The following is a 14,270-nucleotide window of genomic DNA, read 5'->3' on the forward strand; positions in this document are numbered from 1 at the left end:
TCTCCTCTTCTATCTATAATCAAGCATTTATGATAGACCGTTACCCCTGTTTATTTTTCAAACGATAAACATAGGCTAGCACTTCTGCAACTGCCTTAAATAAATCTTCAGGCACTTGATCACCAATATCAGCCTGGGCATATAAAGCTCGTGCTAACGGTTTATTTTCAACCATCGTAACTTCATGTCGATCAGCAATTCCCCTTATTTTCAATGCCACATAATCAACACCTTTAGCGACAATAACCGGGGCATCCATTTGATTTTCATCATATTTTAAGGCAACAGCAAAATGCGTAGGGTTCGTAATCACGACATCCGCTTTTGGAACTTCTTCCATCATTCGCTGCATCGCCATCTCCATTTGCTTTTGTTTCCGCTTTGACTTTACTAGCGGATCACCTTCTGTCTTTTTATGTTCATCCTTTATATCTTGTTTAGACATCCGGTTTTGCTTTTCATGGTCATACCTTTGATACAAATAATCAGGTATTGATAAAAATAACAGTAAAAGTGCAACAGCAATCCCCATCATAACCGTTAGCTGCGCAATCTGGAGAAAACCAGATGCGATACTTTGTTGCGATAACATCAAGACGTCCTCTAGGTTTAACCAAATGATCGTAAACACAACGACACCAACGAGAGAGATTTTTAACAGTGACTTTAGCAACTCAACTAATGATCGAACAGAAAAAATCCGTTTAAACCCTTGGATTGGATTGATTTTCGATAACTTCATTTTAATGGCTTCAGGTGCAAATAGGGCCCCCACTTGAATAAAACTGCTAAAAACGCCTCCTAGCATGGCGACGAGCATGATTGGTAAGACGATCATCGCTGCTTCTAATGCAACCTCATTAAATACCATCGCAACGGTATTGGGTGATAGGTCCATTAATAAATATTCTTGAAACGTATGACGAAAAAGATTAAGTAAATTTGGGCCGACCATCGCACCAATCAACCATAAAAAAAGAAATACAACCAATAAAATAATTGCTGTATTTACATCATTACTCTTCGGTACTTGACCTTTCTTACGGGTCTCTTGCTTCTTTTTCGGCGTTGCTTTCTCTGTTTTTTCTTGAGCAAAATATTGAAGGTCTATTGAAAGGTATGGCATTCTATAAACCTCCTAGCAATTGCATGAACGTCCTCATGGTCTCAAGAATCGTCCCAAATAAACGTTCAATAAGCATAATAAACACAGGCATCGTAACCATAAGCAAAAGGAGCCCTACTAAAATTTTCAGAGGCATCCCAACGACAAAGACGTTCATTTGTGGCACAGCCCTTGACACCATCCCTAAAGCGACATCAACCAAAAATAATGTGCCGACAATCGGAAAAGCCATTTGAAAGGCAATGATAAACATCGTCGTAAAGGTCGTTAAGACATAATGAACCACGGCCTCCTCGCCAAACGGCAGTGTCAGTTGATCAATTGGGATAAACTGATAGCTGTAGTAAATTCCATCTAAAAGCAAATGGTGAGCATCAACGACAACTAATAATAGAATTGCAAAAGTATACAAATACCCACCTGTTAACGGGGTTTGTGCACCTGTCTGTGGATCGACAACATTGGCGATCATAAAACCCATCATCATGTCAATAAACCCACCTGCAACTTGAATCGCATACAGGATGATCATTGCAATTAAACCAACCATAAGCCCAACAAGAACCTCTTTGAAAATCAATAAAAAAAACATACTATCCATTTGGATGTATGGCTGATCCAACGTAAAGATCATTATCCAAGCGAGATAGATCGCTAATCCAATTTTATATATTGTTGGGATGTTACGATATGAAAAAATAGGCATCGTCGTAAAAAAAGCAAGGATTCTTATCGTCACTAACATAAATGCCGGAAGTTGATTGATCCATTCCACCATACGTTACCCTACAAACTGATGTAAATTATTAAATATTTGATAAGAAAAATTTAAGACGACCGACAGCATCCATGGGCCAAAAACAACGAGTGCCAATAAAACACCAACAATTTTCGGAATAAAGGCCAGCGTCTGCTCCTGAATTTGTGTGGTTGCTTGAAAAATACTAACAAGTAACCCTAACCCCAGGGCTATTACAAGGAGGGGGCCAGCTACCATAATCACGGTATACACGCCTCTCTCAGCCATTGATACGACAAATTCTGAACTCACATTACCACCCTTTTCACAAGCTTAATAGCTTAATAACAACGATTGTACAACTAAATACCATCCATCAACCATCACAAATAAGAGAATTTTAAATGGTAAAGCGATCATGACCGGTGGTAACATCATCATCCCCATGGCCATTAAAACACTTGCGACAATCATATCGATCACTAAAAATGGAACAAAAATTAAAAAGCCGATTTGAAAAGCCGTTTTCAATTCACTAATCGCAAAAGCTGGAACAAGTGCCGTTAATGGTATATCATCAATTGATTCAGGACGATCTAACCCCGCATAGCCCATAAAAAGGGCTAAATCCTTCTCACGCGTATGATTTGCCATAAATTCCTTCATTGGTGTTGCCGCACGATCAAATGCTTCCTCTTGCCCAATTTCACCATCTAAAAATGGTGTTAACGCCTGTTCATTTACCTCAGAAAATACTGGGGCCATGATAAAGAAGGTTAAAAATAAGGCGAGGCCTATGAGCACTTGATTCGGTGGCATTTGTTGGGTCGCTAATCCAGTACGCACAAACGATAATACAATCACAATTCGGGTGAAAGCAGTCATTAAAATTAATATACTCGGTGCTAATGAGAGAACGGTAAGTATTAATAATAGCTGAATCGTTGTAGCCACATTAGCTGGTTCATCATTAAATAGATCAAGGTCGATTCCTGGAATAAATTCATTCATGTTTTTTCTCCTTAATCACCTGATGAATTTTTTGCTGTGATTTTGAAACACCCTTTAACTGCTTGTCCAACAAAACACCAAATTGCGAATCGGATTCTTTCTTCACTTCTTTCGTTGGACTCATCTTTTTTCCAAGCCATGCAGTCGCCTTAGCAAATGGTGGTTCAACCTCATTTTTCTCGTTTTGTTGTCTCATCATCTGGTCAATCTCTTCTTTATTCGTCACTTCTTTCAGTAATTGAATCGACTCACCGACACCAACAACTAATAGCCGATCCCCAACTTTTATTAACTGAACCGACCGGTTGGCACCTAGCCCTACACCACCGACATTTTGAATGGTACGATGACTTTGAAAGGCTCGTGTACGATTATTGAAAAAGCGTAATAATGCATAAATAAGGACTATAACGACCGCAAGCGCCCCAATCATTCGTACGAATATTGAGAAGAAGCTCTCCTCATTTTCAATCAGCTCGTTATCTCCAGGAGATGTCACGATTTGTTGATCATCTTCTTCTGTATTAGTAGCCTCTTCATCTAATTGAGCCTGCTCTTGTGATTCAGGTGGTGCTTCATCTCCACCTTCTTCTTCAAACCAGCCAGAGACCATACCATCCCCTATTTGCTCGACATTAGCGTAGGTTACTTGTTCGTATGACATTAGGATTATAACTATGAGTACAAAACATAATCGTTTTTTACGAAACAAATGTGCCACCCTTTCTGCCCGTTATCCAATTGTTTTTTTGATGGCCTCCAGCACACGGTCCGCTTGGAATGGTTTTACAATAAAGTCTTTTGCACCTTCTTGAATGGCATCAATCACCATGGCCTGCTGTCCCATGGCAGAGCACATAATGATCTTTGCATTGGGATCAAATTTTTTGATTTCCTTCAACGCTGTGATCCCATCCATTTCAGGCATCGTAATATCCATTGTAACGAGATCAGGCGATACCTCTTTATATTTCTCGACCGCTTCTGCGCCATCAACTGCTTCACCAGCTATTTCATATCCATTTTTCGTTAAAATATCTTTGATCATCATCCGCATAAACGCAGCATCATCAACAATCAAAACCGATTGTGCCATTTAGAAACACCCTTCCACATTGTCTATTTTAAGTTCTTTATACGCTCTTCTTGGCTGACGATATCAGTAACTCGCACACCAAAATTCTCATCAATGACAACGACTTCACCTTTTGCTATTAACTTTTGGTTCACAAGAATATCGACAGGTTCACCTGCTAATTTATCTAACTCGATAATAGAACCTTGACTAAACTCTAGAATCTCTTTAATCGAGCGCTTTGTCCTTCCTAACTCAACGGTTACTTGTAATGGAATATCTAATAGCATATTTAAATTATTAGATTCAGCTTGTGTTAGCTCGGGAGCATCAAAATTAGAAAATGCAGCTGGTTGAACATTAGCTGTCCGTTGGTTTTGGGCTTGATAAGATGGTGAACCAAAATGTTGGTGATGCCCTTGCTGACCCATTTGTTGTTGGAAACCCTGAGGCTGTGCCTGCATGGGTGTTGCCATTTGTTGCTGAGACATCGCTTGTTGTGCCATAGGTTGCTGTTCAGGCATCGGAGGCTGTTGTCCCATTTGCTGCCCAGGATTTGGTGTCTGTTCTTGTATTGGAACTTCCTCGTTTGCTGATGGTTCATCAACAGGTGGCGCCACTTCTTCCTGAGTTGGGTTCATCAGTTCCTCAACTAGTTGTTTGGCAAAGGGCACCGTCACGAGCTGCATAATATTAGAATCGATTAAATCACCGATCTTTAAGCGAAACGAACTTTTAATGAGTACATCATCTTCAGGAATGTATGATGTCCCTTCTTCTTTTGGGAGATTCATTAAATCAATACCAGGGGGAGAAATGTCTACTCTTTTATTGAAGATCGTTGACATCGATGTAGACGCTGACCCCATCATTTGATTCATCGCTTCTTGAACAGCACTAATCTCCATCTCGCCTAAGTCTTCATTCGGGTTACTCCCATCGCCACCCATCATCAAATCAGCAATAATAGCTGCATCTGAATTTTTAATAACTAGTAGGTTTGTTCCCTCAAATCCTTCTGTATACTGAACACGTACAGCCACATGTGGTTGCGGAAACTCATCTTCTAACAAGTCTTGACGTATAACCGAAACTTGTGGTGTCGTAATATCTACTTTTTGATTTAATAGTGTTGATAGTGCCGTTGCTGCACTTCCGAATGAAATGTTACCTATTTCACCTAAGGCGTCCTGTTCAATGACTGATAAAAAGTCCTCAACATTTAACTCTTGAATGTCACCAGTCGATTGCTGCTTTTGATCTGCAACATTCTCATCGTTGTTGCTACCATCATCATTTCCTACTCCCTTAAGTAATTCATTGATCTCTTCTTGGGAAAGCATATCATCGCTCAAATTCTTCACCCTCCTCAACAACTTCTGTCACTTGTACAGCAAGTTGGTTTTTATGTTTACCAGGCTGTGCCAAGTATTTGCGGTCACCACCAACTCGTACGACTAGTTCTTTATCAATCTCTTGATCTAATTCTATGACATCACCAATGCCAAGTTGTAAAAAATCCTCAATCGAAATCTCTGATCTCCCTAACTCAGCCTGAATGAGCAGAGGTGCTGACCGAACTGTTTGCTCAAGGACTTGCACTTCTCCCTCGTCTCGTTGCCTTTTCTTCGTTTGCATCCAATAATGGACTGATAACTTCGGTAGAATTTCTTCTAACACCACATGAGGCAAGCAAATATTTATCATGCCCGTTGTTTCGGCAATCGTTGTCGACAGCGAAATAACAACAACGGTCTCATTCGGTGAAACCATTTGTAGAAATTGAGGGTTCACCTCTATATCTTCTGGAATAGGGTCAATATCAACCACCGAACTCCAAGCCTCTTGAAAGCTACTTAACATCCGCTGAAACAGTTGTGACATGATTTTCGTCTCAATTTCAGTTAGGTTATCGACCTTATTTACACTTACGCCCTTCCCACCTAGCAATCGATCTAACATCGCATAAGCAATGTTTGGATTCACTTCAATTAGTAACCGACCATCAAGAGGGTATGCTTCAAACACATTTAAAATTGTCATCTTAGGGATCGAACGTATAAATTCATCATATGGTAACTGATCAACCGACGCGACCGATATTTGCACAAACGTGCGAAGTTGAGCTGAGAAGTACGTTGTCAAGATTCGAGCATAGTTCTCGTGAATCCGGGATAAACTTCTTATTTGGTCCTTCGAAAACCGTAACGCTCGTTTAAAATCATAGACTTTTACTTTTTTCTCAGTTTCTTCTTTTTTTAATTCATCAGCATCCATCTCTCCAGTGGAAATCGCTGATAACAGCGCATCTATTTCACCTTGTGATAAAATGTCAGCCAAGAGCCTCACCTCTCTTTGCTATCCGTTAAGTTCTAATAACTATTGAATCATTAAAGTTGTCGTATAAACGTGGACGACCGATCCTTCTTGCAAGAATTGATTGACCTTTAGTTGTACCTGATCTTCTAATGCCTCTATTCCATCAGGGCCCGAAAGCTGTGATGCTTGCAGCCCAGCTAATTCACGAATGACGATATTACTCACTTGAAAATCTCGTTTTTCTAACTCTGACTTTGCTTTCTTGTTATCCACCTGTATACGAAATTGAATTCTTGCAAAATCATTAGACAATAAATTTGTCGTGATTTCTTCTGTATCCACAGAAAGTTCAATGATATCATCAATCGTCGGCTCAGATGGTGTATCTTCTTTTGAAAAATGGTTAATCAAAACCAACGTGACAACACCTACTAAAGTTAGTGCTAGTATAATAATCAACATAATGTTGACAAGTTTATTTTTAAACAATCACGAGCCCCCCGCATCCTTATCTATGGCAATCAATCCTATGCTTTTATACAAATTATTTATTTTCAGCATAACATCCTCTTCAGAATCTAGCACGACTATTTTATTTCCATTTGTTAATGTAATTGTCGTATCTGGAAAGGATTGAACCTGCTCAATTAATAAAGCATTTAACAGGAATTTTTGCCCATTCAACCGTGTCAAAGTGATCATAAGTAAAATGTAAGGGCTAGAAGCTCTCCTAGCCCTATCCTCCATTCTTAATAAGATTCCTTAACTTCCTTATCGTTTTAAGTTCACTAACTCCTGAAGAATTTCATCTGACGTAGTAATGATTCTAGTATTTGCCTGAAAACCACGCTGTGCGACGATCATTTCGGTAAACTCTTCTGATAGATCGACGTTAGACATCTCTAACGTTCCTGCAACTAGACCACCCGTACCATTTGTCCCTGGTACAACGGGATTCCCACCATCGTTCGGTTCCCCAGAGTTAGCAGTTTCCCGATAAAGGTTATCACCGATCTTTTCCAACCCATCGGGGTTTGCAAATTTAGCTAAACCAATTTGAACAGGATTATCTGCTAACTCACCATCTGCATCAATAATATTTACTGTTCCATCACTGCCGATACTAAAGCTTTGAGAATCATCTGGTATATTAATAGGTGCTCCGTCTGTATCTAACAAGTAAAGACCATCAGAATTCACAATATTTCCATTAGCATCAAGATAAAAGTTCCCCGCTCTCGTAAATGATTCTGCTCCTTCACCTTGACCATCTTGATCTCTTTCTGCTACAACAAAGAAACCATCACCGGAGATCCCTAAATCTAATTCTCTACCAGTATTCTGTAAGCTCCCTTGTGTATGTATCGTATCGATCGAAGACAATTGCGAACCTAAACCAACCTGTCTTGGATTGACTCCCCCACGATTGTCTCCGGGACCAGTTGCACCAGCCAATTGCTGGCTCACTAAATCACTAAATGTCGTACGACCTTTTTTATAACCAAAGGTATTGACATTTGCGATATTATTCCCAATCACATCCAACTTTGTTTGCGAGTTTTTCATACCAGAGATCCCTGAATACATTGATCTTAACATTGAATACTCCTCCTCTTTCTTCAACTACATCCGTCGTTTAGTAGTTGCACCGGCTTCCTCCTAGAGGTCCAGCCGTTATTAAATTAGTATTGCGCCATTTATATTTGTAAATAGTTGTGATTCTGCTTCATTACGATCCATCGCGGTGACTACCGTGTCGTTTTCAACACTGACCACTAATGCAGCATCCTTCATGACAATTAAAGAATCTGTTATCCCTTTATGTTTTGCCTCATTCAACTTTTCTTCAATTACATTCCATTGAGAAGACGAAATCGTTATGCCTCGAGATGCGATTCTCTGTTCTGCATGCTTACTAAGTTTTAGTACATGGTCAGCATTCATTTCTGTTTTTAATAGTTGTTCAAAACGACCATCAGTTTTTACATGTTTATTTTGTTTTGTTTTTGATGGATGTGGTAATTGATGCAGTTGATGAGATTGAATTCGTGAATCGATATCATCCACCTCCGTTATCATCCTATGTTACCTGTTCAGATGACTAATAACCGCTGACGCTACTCACCAGCTTCCTCACGATCATCACTAGGCTTTTCAACTTTCTGTTCGGCGTGAGTCACCTTGACGAGTTGATCGCCATTAATCAAACGACCATTATCTAGTTCAATTCGAATTGTTCCATCTGATTCTCGCTTCACTGACTTGACAGTGTTGTCAGCATATTCTGTTCGTGTTCGATGTTCATCAAGCTCCACTTCACGTTTCCATTGAACTTCTTTTCCAATTAACTCACTATGCTGTACGAGTGATTGACTAGACTGCACGTTGACAAATTTCTGAATGGCTTCATTCATATTGGTCATTTGTTCTAACGAAGAAAACTGAGCCATTTGAGCGATGAACTCACGATCATCCATTGGATTGGATGGGTCTTGATTTTGCAGTTGAGTAATAAGAATCTTTAAAAAATCGTCTTTACCGAGGATGTTTTGTCCTGTTTGTGGCTGTTGGTTTTGTTTACTTGATAGCATTAAATTATGATTGATCGTATTTGTCATCATGCCCACCTAAACTTTCTCATTAAAGGTTAGTTCATCAAGAAACTCAGAAAATGAGGATGCTACTCCTTCTTCTTCCTGATTTTCTTCTTTTTCATGTTCGCGATGATCATGTTTATCTTGCTCATCCTTTTGCGATTGCCCTAGTGTCTGGTGTTGCTGTTGTGTTACTTCGACTCGTTCAACCGATATTTGTTGTTGAGCAAAAGCATTGCGCAAGTGTTGTAACTGTGATTCAACAAGCTCTCGAGCAGCCGTTGAACTTGTCATGATTTGCGCCACAATAGTCCCATTGGTTTGTGTAAGTCGAATATCGAGCCTTCCTAAATGCTCAGGATAAAGCTTTACAGATAGCTGTTGGTCACCATTTTTGAAGTTAGTAAAAAAACTTTTCCCTATCATCTCTTGAAACTGACGAACAAACTGTTGTTGCTGTGCTTCTTTAGGCTGGGCTTCCCCCACATGAATCGTAAATTGCTGTGTCCGATTCATTTGTTGACCTAAATCTGATAAAGTGAGTTGTAAATGTTGAGATGTCCCTTCAGTACCAAGTTGAATAGGTGCATTCATCGAGTTTGAACTTGGATTGAATAAGAGCCCCGAACTTTTCATAGCAGATTGAATCGGGTTCGACTGCTCCAATAACGACGTCAGATGTTTGATCATGTCACTCATTGATTTTATTTCTTGACTCATATTTATCGAACTCGGAATAAAGGTATCAATTTTTTTTGAAAATAGGTCAATCATATGTTGATAAGAGCCATTCTGTTTATCTATTTTGCCCGTCTGCTCTAAATGAGAAAACGAAGCGATGATAGCAATTAAAGAACTGAGTTCATCACTATCTAATAATGTCTCGATTGGCATTTCTTGGTGAAAAAATGAAACAACATCTGCTGAAAGTTCTTCGGGAAGTGAATCCAGCATAGATTTGATATCTGGTTGTTCTACCATTTCCTCATTTAAAAATCCATCCCTTGTAGCAACTCCTGTAACTAGTACAGATAGTAATTGGGAGAGCTTCTCATCTAGTTCACCTTCTACCAGTTCGACGTCAGCCTGTCTTGGTTTTTGCTCAACCTCTGTTTGGTTTGGTGTCTTACTTGTCATTGCCTGACTTAAAAGTCCAGTAAAGCCTTGTGAGGTACTTGAGGGCCGGCTTTCATTTTTTGTGATATTACCCGAAGGATTTGTTGATGCTTGTACCATTACCATATTCATTAACTTCCCCCCCTTTCATATATTGGTATTAATTTGCAAGTAACCTCATAATTTCGGCAGCACGTTCTGCGCCCATGTTTGACAATATCTTCGCTCTTGTCTCTGTATTTAATTCGCTAATTTGAAATAGAACTTCTTCATTAGATAGTTCTGATAGAATTCTGGCTGCGTTTTTCGCAGACATTGATTCATACGTACTAGCAAGGTCTGCCATTTCTTGGTGATGATCAGCGGTTTGTTGTTGTTCCTGTGCAAACGCCAGTTCTAGTTCAACGATTTCATCTTGAAGGGAGGCAATTTCTTCATCTTTTTGATCAAGTTGTCGCTCTAGACGCTCTAATTCTGCCTGCTTGTTCTCAAGGCTAGTGATGAGACCGTCAACATCAACCTTTTCCTCTTCATCGTCTTCTTCATCAGATAGGTAGGATGAGAGGACAGGTACATTTGACCCTAGTTCCTTCGCTTCATCAATAACATTGAACCCTAAGAACGATAAGATCACTCCAAGAAGTAGGACCGCAAAAATAGTTGGGATAAAAATAATCAGAAAAAACCATTGAAATTTACTATATTCTTTTTCCTTAGTTGCCATAAGTTCACCTAATTTCAACGAGAGGCAAATTGTTGAATCGAAATTTCATCTAAAAATTGACTTTCTAGACGCTTCATTTCATCGTTATATTGCTCTTCTTTCAGTTCTTTCACTTTTTCATATTTCTTAACTTCCATTGAGACATTGACAAGAGCTTCTTGCTTGCTGTGCATCTTGTCCCTTGCATAATTCGTCGACTGTTCCTGTCGGGAAATTTCTGTTTGTAACCTCATCAGTGTCACTTCATTTCTTTGTAATTCATGGATCGATATACCTTTTATGATCCGATCTTGTAAGCTTTTTTCGATATCCTCTTTTTGTTTTAACAAATGATAGAGCTGGGTAGCAGATTCTTCAAATGTCTCCATCGCTTGTGCATATTCCTGCTCTCTTGTGAGCTTGTCTTTTTCTTTTAGCTCTAACACCTTTTGTAACGTAAATTGAAACGCCATCTTAGCCCCCTCCAAACTGATCAATTAATGATTTCACAGCATCTTCAAGATGTACATTTTCATCTGTTTGTTGTTTTAGAAATGCTACTATTTTCGGATAAGCCTGGATCGCTCGATCTACCTCTCGTGATGAGCCTCGTTTATAAGCTCCAATATTGATGAGGTCTTCAGATTCATAGTAGGCGGCTAATAACTTACGTAGGGTATCTGCTGCTTGACGATGCTCAGGAGAGACAATATCATTCATCACACGACTAATACTTTTTAATACGTTAATCGCTGGAAACTGACCTTTATTTGCAAGTTTTCGATCAAGAACAAAGTGACCATCCAATATTCCTCGTACAGAATCTGAAATCGGCTCATTTAAATCATCACCATCGACTAAAACGGTATAAAATGCAGTAATACTTCCAGACTGATTCGTACCTGATCGTTCTAACAATTTAGGTAATAAAGCAAACACAGAAGGTGTATACCCTTTTGTGGTCGGTGGCTCACCGACAGCCAAACCAATTTCACGCTGGGCCATCGCGAAGCGTGTAACAGAATCCATCATTAAATTCACGTGCAGCCCTTGATTTCGAAAGTATTCAGCTACAGCCGTAGCAGTCATCGCTCCTTTAATTCTCATTAAAGCTGGTTGGTCTGAAGTCGCGACTACGAGTATGGTTTTCTTTAACCCCTCTGGTCCGAGGTCTCTCTCGATAAAGTCCTTTACTTCACGCCCACGTTCGCCGATCAGCGCAATGACATTCAAGTCAGCTGAAGAGTTTTTAACAATCATTGCCAGCAACGTGCTTTTTCCGACCCCAGTTCCAGCAAAAATTCCGACCCTTTGCCCCTTACCAACAGTTAATAAGCTATCAATCGAACGGACACCAATACTCATCGCTTCTTCAATCCGAGGCCTTTCAAGCGGATTAGGTGGGTTATTATCTGTTGGAAATGACGATAACCCTTTCGGGAGGTCACTCCCATCTAATGGGATTCCACAACCATCAATCACCTTACCTACTAACCCCGAACCGACTTTAACTTCTAGTGGATGCCCGGTAGCCTCTACTAAACTACCTGGTGCAATATCTGTTGTCCCATGAAGAGGCATTAATAAGACATTTTCATCCCGAAACCCAACAACTTCTGCCTTCACCTTGTTTTTTTCTCGTTTGCCAATAATAATATGACAAAGGTCACCCACAGACGCTTGCGGTCCTTTTGATTCAATCGTAAGTCCGACGACCCTGGTGACTTTACCATACATTTTATAAGGGTTCAGCTTTGGCACTTCATCTATTAAACTACGTGCGTCCATCTGAATCCTCCTTAAGTTTTTCTAAAAGCCTAGTTTTTATCTCTGTTAATTGGCTATCAACGCTAGCATCAATCCGCCCAAAGGTTGATTCGACCACACACCCATGATCCGCTAGCTGTGCATCAGGGTAGATAAATAGTTCATCATTATAACTTAACAATGTCATTAATTCATCCTTTTGCTGCAAGGTACGCTCATACCAGCTTGGGTGAACATAAATTTTCACTTCTCGATGTTCTCTCACTTCATGAATGACCTGTTTGACAACAGACTCCCACTTTTGTTGGTCTTCAAGTAATGCCTCGCCAATAATCTTCTCTGCGACCGCAATGGCAAGTTCGACAATCACGGGCTCAGATTGTTCAATCCGTTCACTATAATCTTTTTTTGAAGCCTCTATGACTTGCTTAGCCTCTTGAATGAGATTTGAATATTCACTCTTCCCCGCTTGATTACCTTCTTCAAAACCGTCATGATAACCAGCCTCTCTTGCTTCATTCATCGCTTGTTCAACGTCTTGTTGCGCTTGTTCTTGCTGTTGCTCGAGCTCTTTATATAACTGCTCAACGTTTTGGTTTGCAGAAGCGATGATTTGTTCGGCTTTTTGATTGGCTTGTGCAAGCAGCTCCTCTGCTTCACGTGCTTTGTCAGCCACTGAAACAGCAGACTCATCGGCTTCCTCTATATGATCATTGACTATTTCTGTTTGCATAGAAAGGTTTCGTAACTGAATCGTTCTAGCCATCGGTTGTTCTGTGTTGGCATTTGATGATTTGATGATTTTAGACAATAATATCATCTCCTCCACCACGAGCGATGACAATCTCACCCGCCTCTTCTAAACGTCGCACAATCGCGACAATACGAGTTTGGGCTTCCTCAACATCACGAAGGCGTACAGGCCCCATAAATTCCATTTCTTCTTTAAAGGTTTCTGCCATACGCTGTGACATGTTACTAAAAATAATTTCCTTAACATCTTCGCTCGCAACTTTAAGTGATAACTGCAAGTCCTCATTTTCAACATCGCGAATCACACGTTGGATTGAACGATTATCCAACGTAACAATGTCTTCAAATACGAACATACGCTTCTTGATTTCTTCAGCTAATTCTGGGTCTTGGATCTCCAGTGCATCTAAAATGGTTCGTTCTGTGCTACGATCAACACTATTTAGAACTTCAACAACAGCTTCAATACCACCCGCATCTGTATAATCTTGTGTAACCGTCGCAGAAAGTTTCTGCTCAAGAATACTCTCTACCTCGTTAACAATTTCTGGGGATGTACTATCCATCGTTGCGATTCGTTTGGCAACATCTGCCTGAACTTCTTGTGGCAATTCAGAAAGAATTTGGCCTGCTTGAACTGATTCTAAATACGATAATATTAAGGCAATCGTCTGTGGATGTTCATTTTGAATGAAATTTAAAATTTGTGAGGGATCGGCTTTTCGAGCAAAATCAAAGGGCCTAACTTGCAAGGTTGATGTTAAGCGATTAATGATTTCCATCGCTTCTGACTCCCCTAATGCCTTCTCTAACACATTTTTTGCATAGCCAATCCCACCTTGTGAGATGTAGTCTTGAGCAACGGCTAATTGATGAAATTGCTCAAGAACGGTTTCTTTTAAACTACTATCTACTTTTCGTACATTAGCGATCTCAAGGGTTAACTTTTCGATCTCTTCCTCTGTTAAATGTTTATACACTTGCGCTGATACATCTGGACCTAATGAAATAAGGAGGATGGCAGCTTTTTGCTTTCCTGTTAACTCACCTTTTGGATTCACCATCTT

The 14,270-nt window shown here is 39.9% G+C and carries 19 protein-coding genes; all 19 read right to left on the reverse strand.

Translation table 11 applies throughout. From position 1 onward, the window contains the following. Positions 1-40: 40 nt before the first annotated feature. On the reverse strand, positions 41-1,126 hold the full coding sequence (flhB, locus tag KH400_RS10290; RefSeq protein WP_217224429.1) for a flagellar biosynthesis protein FlhB: 1,086 nt from the start codon (positions 1,124-1,126) through the stop codon (positions 41-43). A 1-nt stretch (position 1,127) separates the two neighbouring features. Then, positions 1,128-1,904, reverse strand: coding sequence for a flagellar biosynthetic protein FliR (gene fliR, locus KH400_RS10295; protein WP_217224430.1), 777 nt, complete (start codon positions 1,902-1,904; stop codon positions 1,128-1,130). A 3-nt stretch (positions 1,905-1,907) separates the two neighbouring features. Next, positions 1,908-2,177, reverse strand: coding sequence for a flagellar biosynthesis protein FliQ (gene fliQ / locus KH400_RS10300; protein ID WP_217224432.1), 270 nt, complete (start codon positions 2,175-2,177; stop codon positions 1,908-1,910). 21 nt (positions 2,178-2,198) lie between these two features. Beyond that, positions 2,199-2,876, reverse strand: a complete 678-nt coding sequence (gene fliP, locus KH400_RS10305; RefSeq protein WP_217224434.1) for a flagellar type III secretion system pore protein FliP — start codon at positions 2,874-2,876, stop codon at positions 2,199-2,201. Then, positions 2,869-3,540, reverse strand: a complete 672-nt coding sequence (locus tag KH400_RS10310; RefSeq protein ID WP_217224436.1) for a flagellar biosynthetic protein FliO — start codon at positions 3,538-3,540, stop codon at positions 2,869-2,871. Before KH400_RS10310 ends, fliP begins: the two co-directional genes overlap by 8 nt. 69 nt (positions 3,541-3,609) lie before the next feature. Further along, on the reverse strand, positions 3,610-3,972 hold the full coding sequence (locus KH400_RS10315) for a response regulator (RefSeq protein ID WP_217224438.1): 363 nt from the start codon (positions 3,970-3,972) through the stop codon (positions 3,610-3,612). Between the two features lie 23 nt (positions 3,973-3,995). Beyond that, the gene (gene fliY / locus KH400_RS10320) at positions 3,996-5,306 is read right to left on the reverse strand and encodes a flagellar motor switch phosphatase FliY (protein WP_246589499.1); all 1,311 of its coding nucleotides are present in this window, start codon (positions 5,304-5,306) and stop codon (positions 3,996-3,998) included. Beyond that, positions 5,296-6,291 (reverse strand): flagellar motor switch protein FliM, encoded by a 996-nt coding sequence (gene fliM, locus KH400_RS10325; RefSeq protein WP_217224440.1) that lies wholly within the window; start codon positions 6,289-6,291, stop codon positions 5,296-5,298. Before fliM ends, fliY begins: the two co-directional genes overlap by 11 nt. A 39-nt stretch (positions 6,292-6,330) precedes the next feature. Then, positions 6,331-6,759, reverse strand: a complete 429-nt coding sequence (gene fliL / locus KH400_RS10330) for a flagellar basal body-associated protein FliL (protein WP_217224441.1) — start codon at positions 6,757-6,759, stop codon at positions 6,331-6,333. Beyond that, a complete protein-coding gene (locus KH400_RS10335; RefSeq protein WP_217224631.1) occupies positions 6,760-6,972 on the reverse strand; it encodes a flagellar FlbD family protein in 213 nt (70 codons plus the stop codon). Between the two features lie 69 nt (positions 6,973-7,041). Further along, positions 7,042-7,869: a flagellar basal body rod protein FlgG gene (gene flgG / locus KH400_RS10340; protein WP_217224442.1), complete on the reverse strand. Its 828-nt coding sequence runs from the start codon at positions 7,867-7,869 to the stop codon at positions 7,042-7,044. Positions 7,870-7,947: 78 nt separating this feature from the next. Next, positions 7,948-8,337 carry a TIGR02530 family flagellar biosynthesis protein gene (locus tag KH400_RS10345; protein ID WP_217224443.1) on the reverse strand — a complete coding sequence of 130 codons (390 nt, stop codon included), beginning with the start codon at positions 8,335-8,337 and terminating at the stop codon, positions 7,948-7,950. A 50-nt stretch (positions 8,338-8,387) separates the two neighbouring features. Continuing rightward, a complete protein-coding gene (gene flgD, locus KH400_RS10350) occupies positions 8,388-8,891 on the reverse strand; it encodes a flagellar hook assembly protein FlgD (RefSeq protein WP_312889127.1) in 504 nt (167 codons plus the stop codon). 6 nt (positions 8,892-8,897) lie between these two features. After that, positions 8,898-10,112, reverse strand: a complete 1,215-nt coding sequence (locus tag KH400_RS10355) for a flagellar hook-length control protein FliK (protein WP_217224444.1) — start codon at positions 10,110-10,112, stop codon at positions 8,898-8,900. Between the two features lie 28 nt (positions 10,113-10,140). Next, a complete protein-coding gene (locus KH400_RS10360; protein ID WP_217224445.1) occupies positions 10,141-10,704 on the reverse strand; it encodes a MotE family protein in 564 nt (187 codons plus the stop codon). Between the two features lie 14 nt (positions 10,705-10,718). After that, complete coding sequence (gene fliJ / locus KH400_RS10365; RefSeq protein ID WP_217224446.1) at positions 10,719-11,156, reverse strand: flagellar export protein FliJ; 438 nt, start codon at positions 11,154-11,156, stop codon at positions 10,719-10,721. 1 nt (position 11,157) lies between these two features. Next, positions 11,158-12,471 carry a flagellar protein export ATPase FliI gene (fliI, locus tag KH400_RS10370; protein ID WP_217224447.1) on the reverse strand — a complete coding sequence of 438 codons (1,314 nt, stop codon included), beginning with the start codon at positions 12,469-12,471 and terminating at the stop codon, positions 11,158-11,160. Next, a complete protein-coding gene (gene fliH, locus KH400_RS10375) occupies positions 12,458-13,261 on the reverse strand; it encodes a flagellar assembly protein FliH (RefSeq protein WP_217224448.1) in 804 nt (267 codons plus the stop codon). The genes fliI and fliH overlap by 14 nt, the downstream gene beginning before the upstream one ends. Then, the gene (fliG, locus tag KH400_RS10380; RefSeq protein ID WP_217224449.1) at positions 13,254-14,267 is read right to left on the reverse strand and encodes a flagellar motor switch protein FliG; all 1,014 of its coding nucleotides are present in this window, start codon (positions 14,265-14,267) and stop codon (positions 13,254-13,256) included. The genes fliH and fliG overlap by 8 nt, the downstream gene beginning before the upstream one ends. Positions 14,268-14,270: the final 3 nt, after the last annotated feature.

The sequence above is a fragment of the Desertibacillus haloalkaliphilus genome (assembly GCF_019039105.1).
GTDB classification, from domain to species: domain Bacteria; phylum Bacillota; class Bacilli; order Bacillales; family KJ1-10-99; genus Desertibacillus; species Desertibacillus haloalkaliphilus.

Excerpts from the sequence above, each read along its gene's own strand:
- flhB (WP_217224429.1), bottom strand. The coding sequence starts at position 1,126 with ATGCCATACCTTTCAATAGACCTTCAATATTTTGCTCAAGAAAAAACA.
- fliR (WP_217224430.1), bottom strand. The coding sequence starts at position 1,904 with ATGGTGGAATGGATCAATCAACTTCCGGCATTTATGTTAGTGACGATA.
- fliP (WP_217224434.1), bottom strand. The coding sequence starts at position 2,876 with ATGAATGAATTTATTCCAGGAATCGACCTTGATCTATTTAATGATGAA.
- KH400_RS10310 (WP_217224436.1), bottom strand. The coding sequence starts at position 3,540 with ATGTCATACGAACAAGTAACCTACGCTAATGTCGAGCAAATAGGGGAT.
- KH400_RS10315 (WP_217224438.1), bottom strand. The coding sequence starts at position 3,972 with ATGGCACAATCGGTTTTGATTGTTGATGATGCTGCGTTTATGCGGATG.
- KH400_RS10335 (WP_217224631.1), bottom strand. The coding sequence starts at position 6,972 with ATGATCACTTTGACACGGTTGAATGGGCAAAAATTCCTGTTAAATGCT.
- flgG (WP_217224442.1), bottom strand. The coding sequence starts at position 7,869 with ATGTTAAGATCAATGTATTCAGGGATCTCTGGTATGAAAAACTCGCAA.
- flgD (WP_312889127.1), bottom strand. The coding sequence starts at position 8,891 with ATGATGACAAATACGATCAATCATAATTTAATGCTATCAAGTAAACAA.
- KH400_RS10355 (WP_217224444.1), bottom strand. The coding sequence starts at position 10,112 with ATGAATATGGTAATGGTACAAGCATCAACAAATCCTTCGGGTAATATC.
- KH400_RS10360 (WP_217224445.1), bottom strand. The coding sequence starts at position 10,704 with ATGGCAACTAAGGAAAAAGAATATAGTAAATTTCAATGGTTTTTTCTG.
- fliJ (WP_217224446.1), bottom strand. The coding sequence starts at position 11,156 with ATGGCGTTTCAATTTACGTTACAAAAGGTGTTAGAGCTAAAAGAAAAA.
- fliI (WP_217224447.1), bottom strand. The coding sequence starts at position 12,471 with ATGGACGCACGTAGTTTAATAGATGAAGTGCCAAAGCTGAACCCTTAT.
- fliG (WP_217224449.1), bottom strand. The coding sequence starts at position 14,267 with ATGGTGAATCCAAAAGGTGAGTTAACAGGAAAGCAAAAAGCTGCCATC.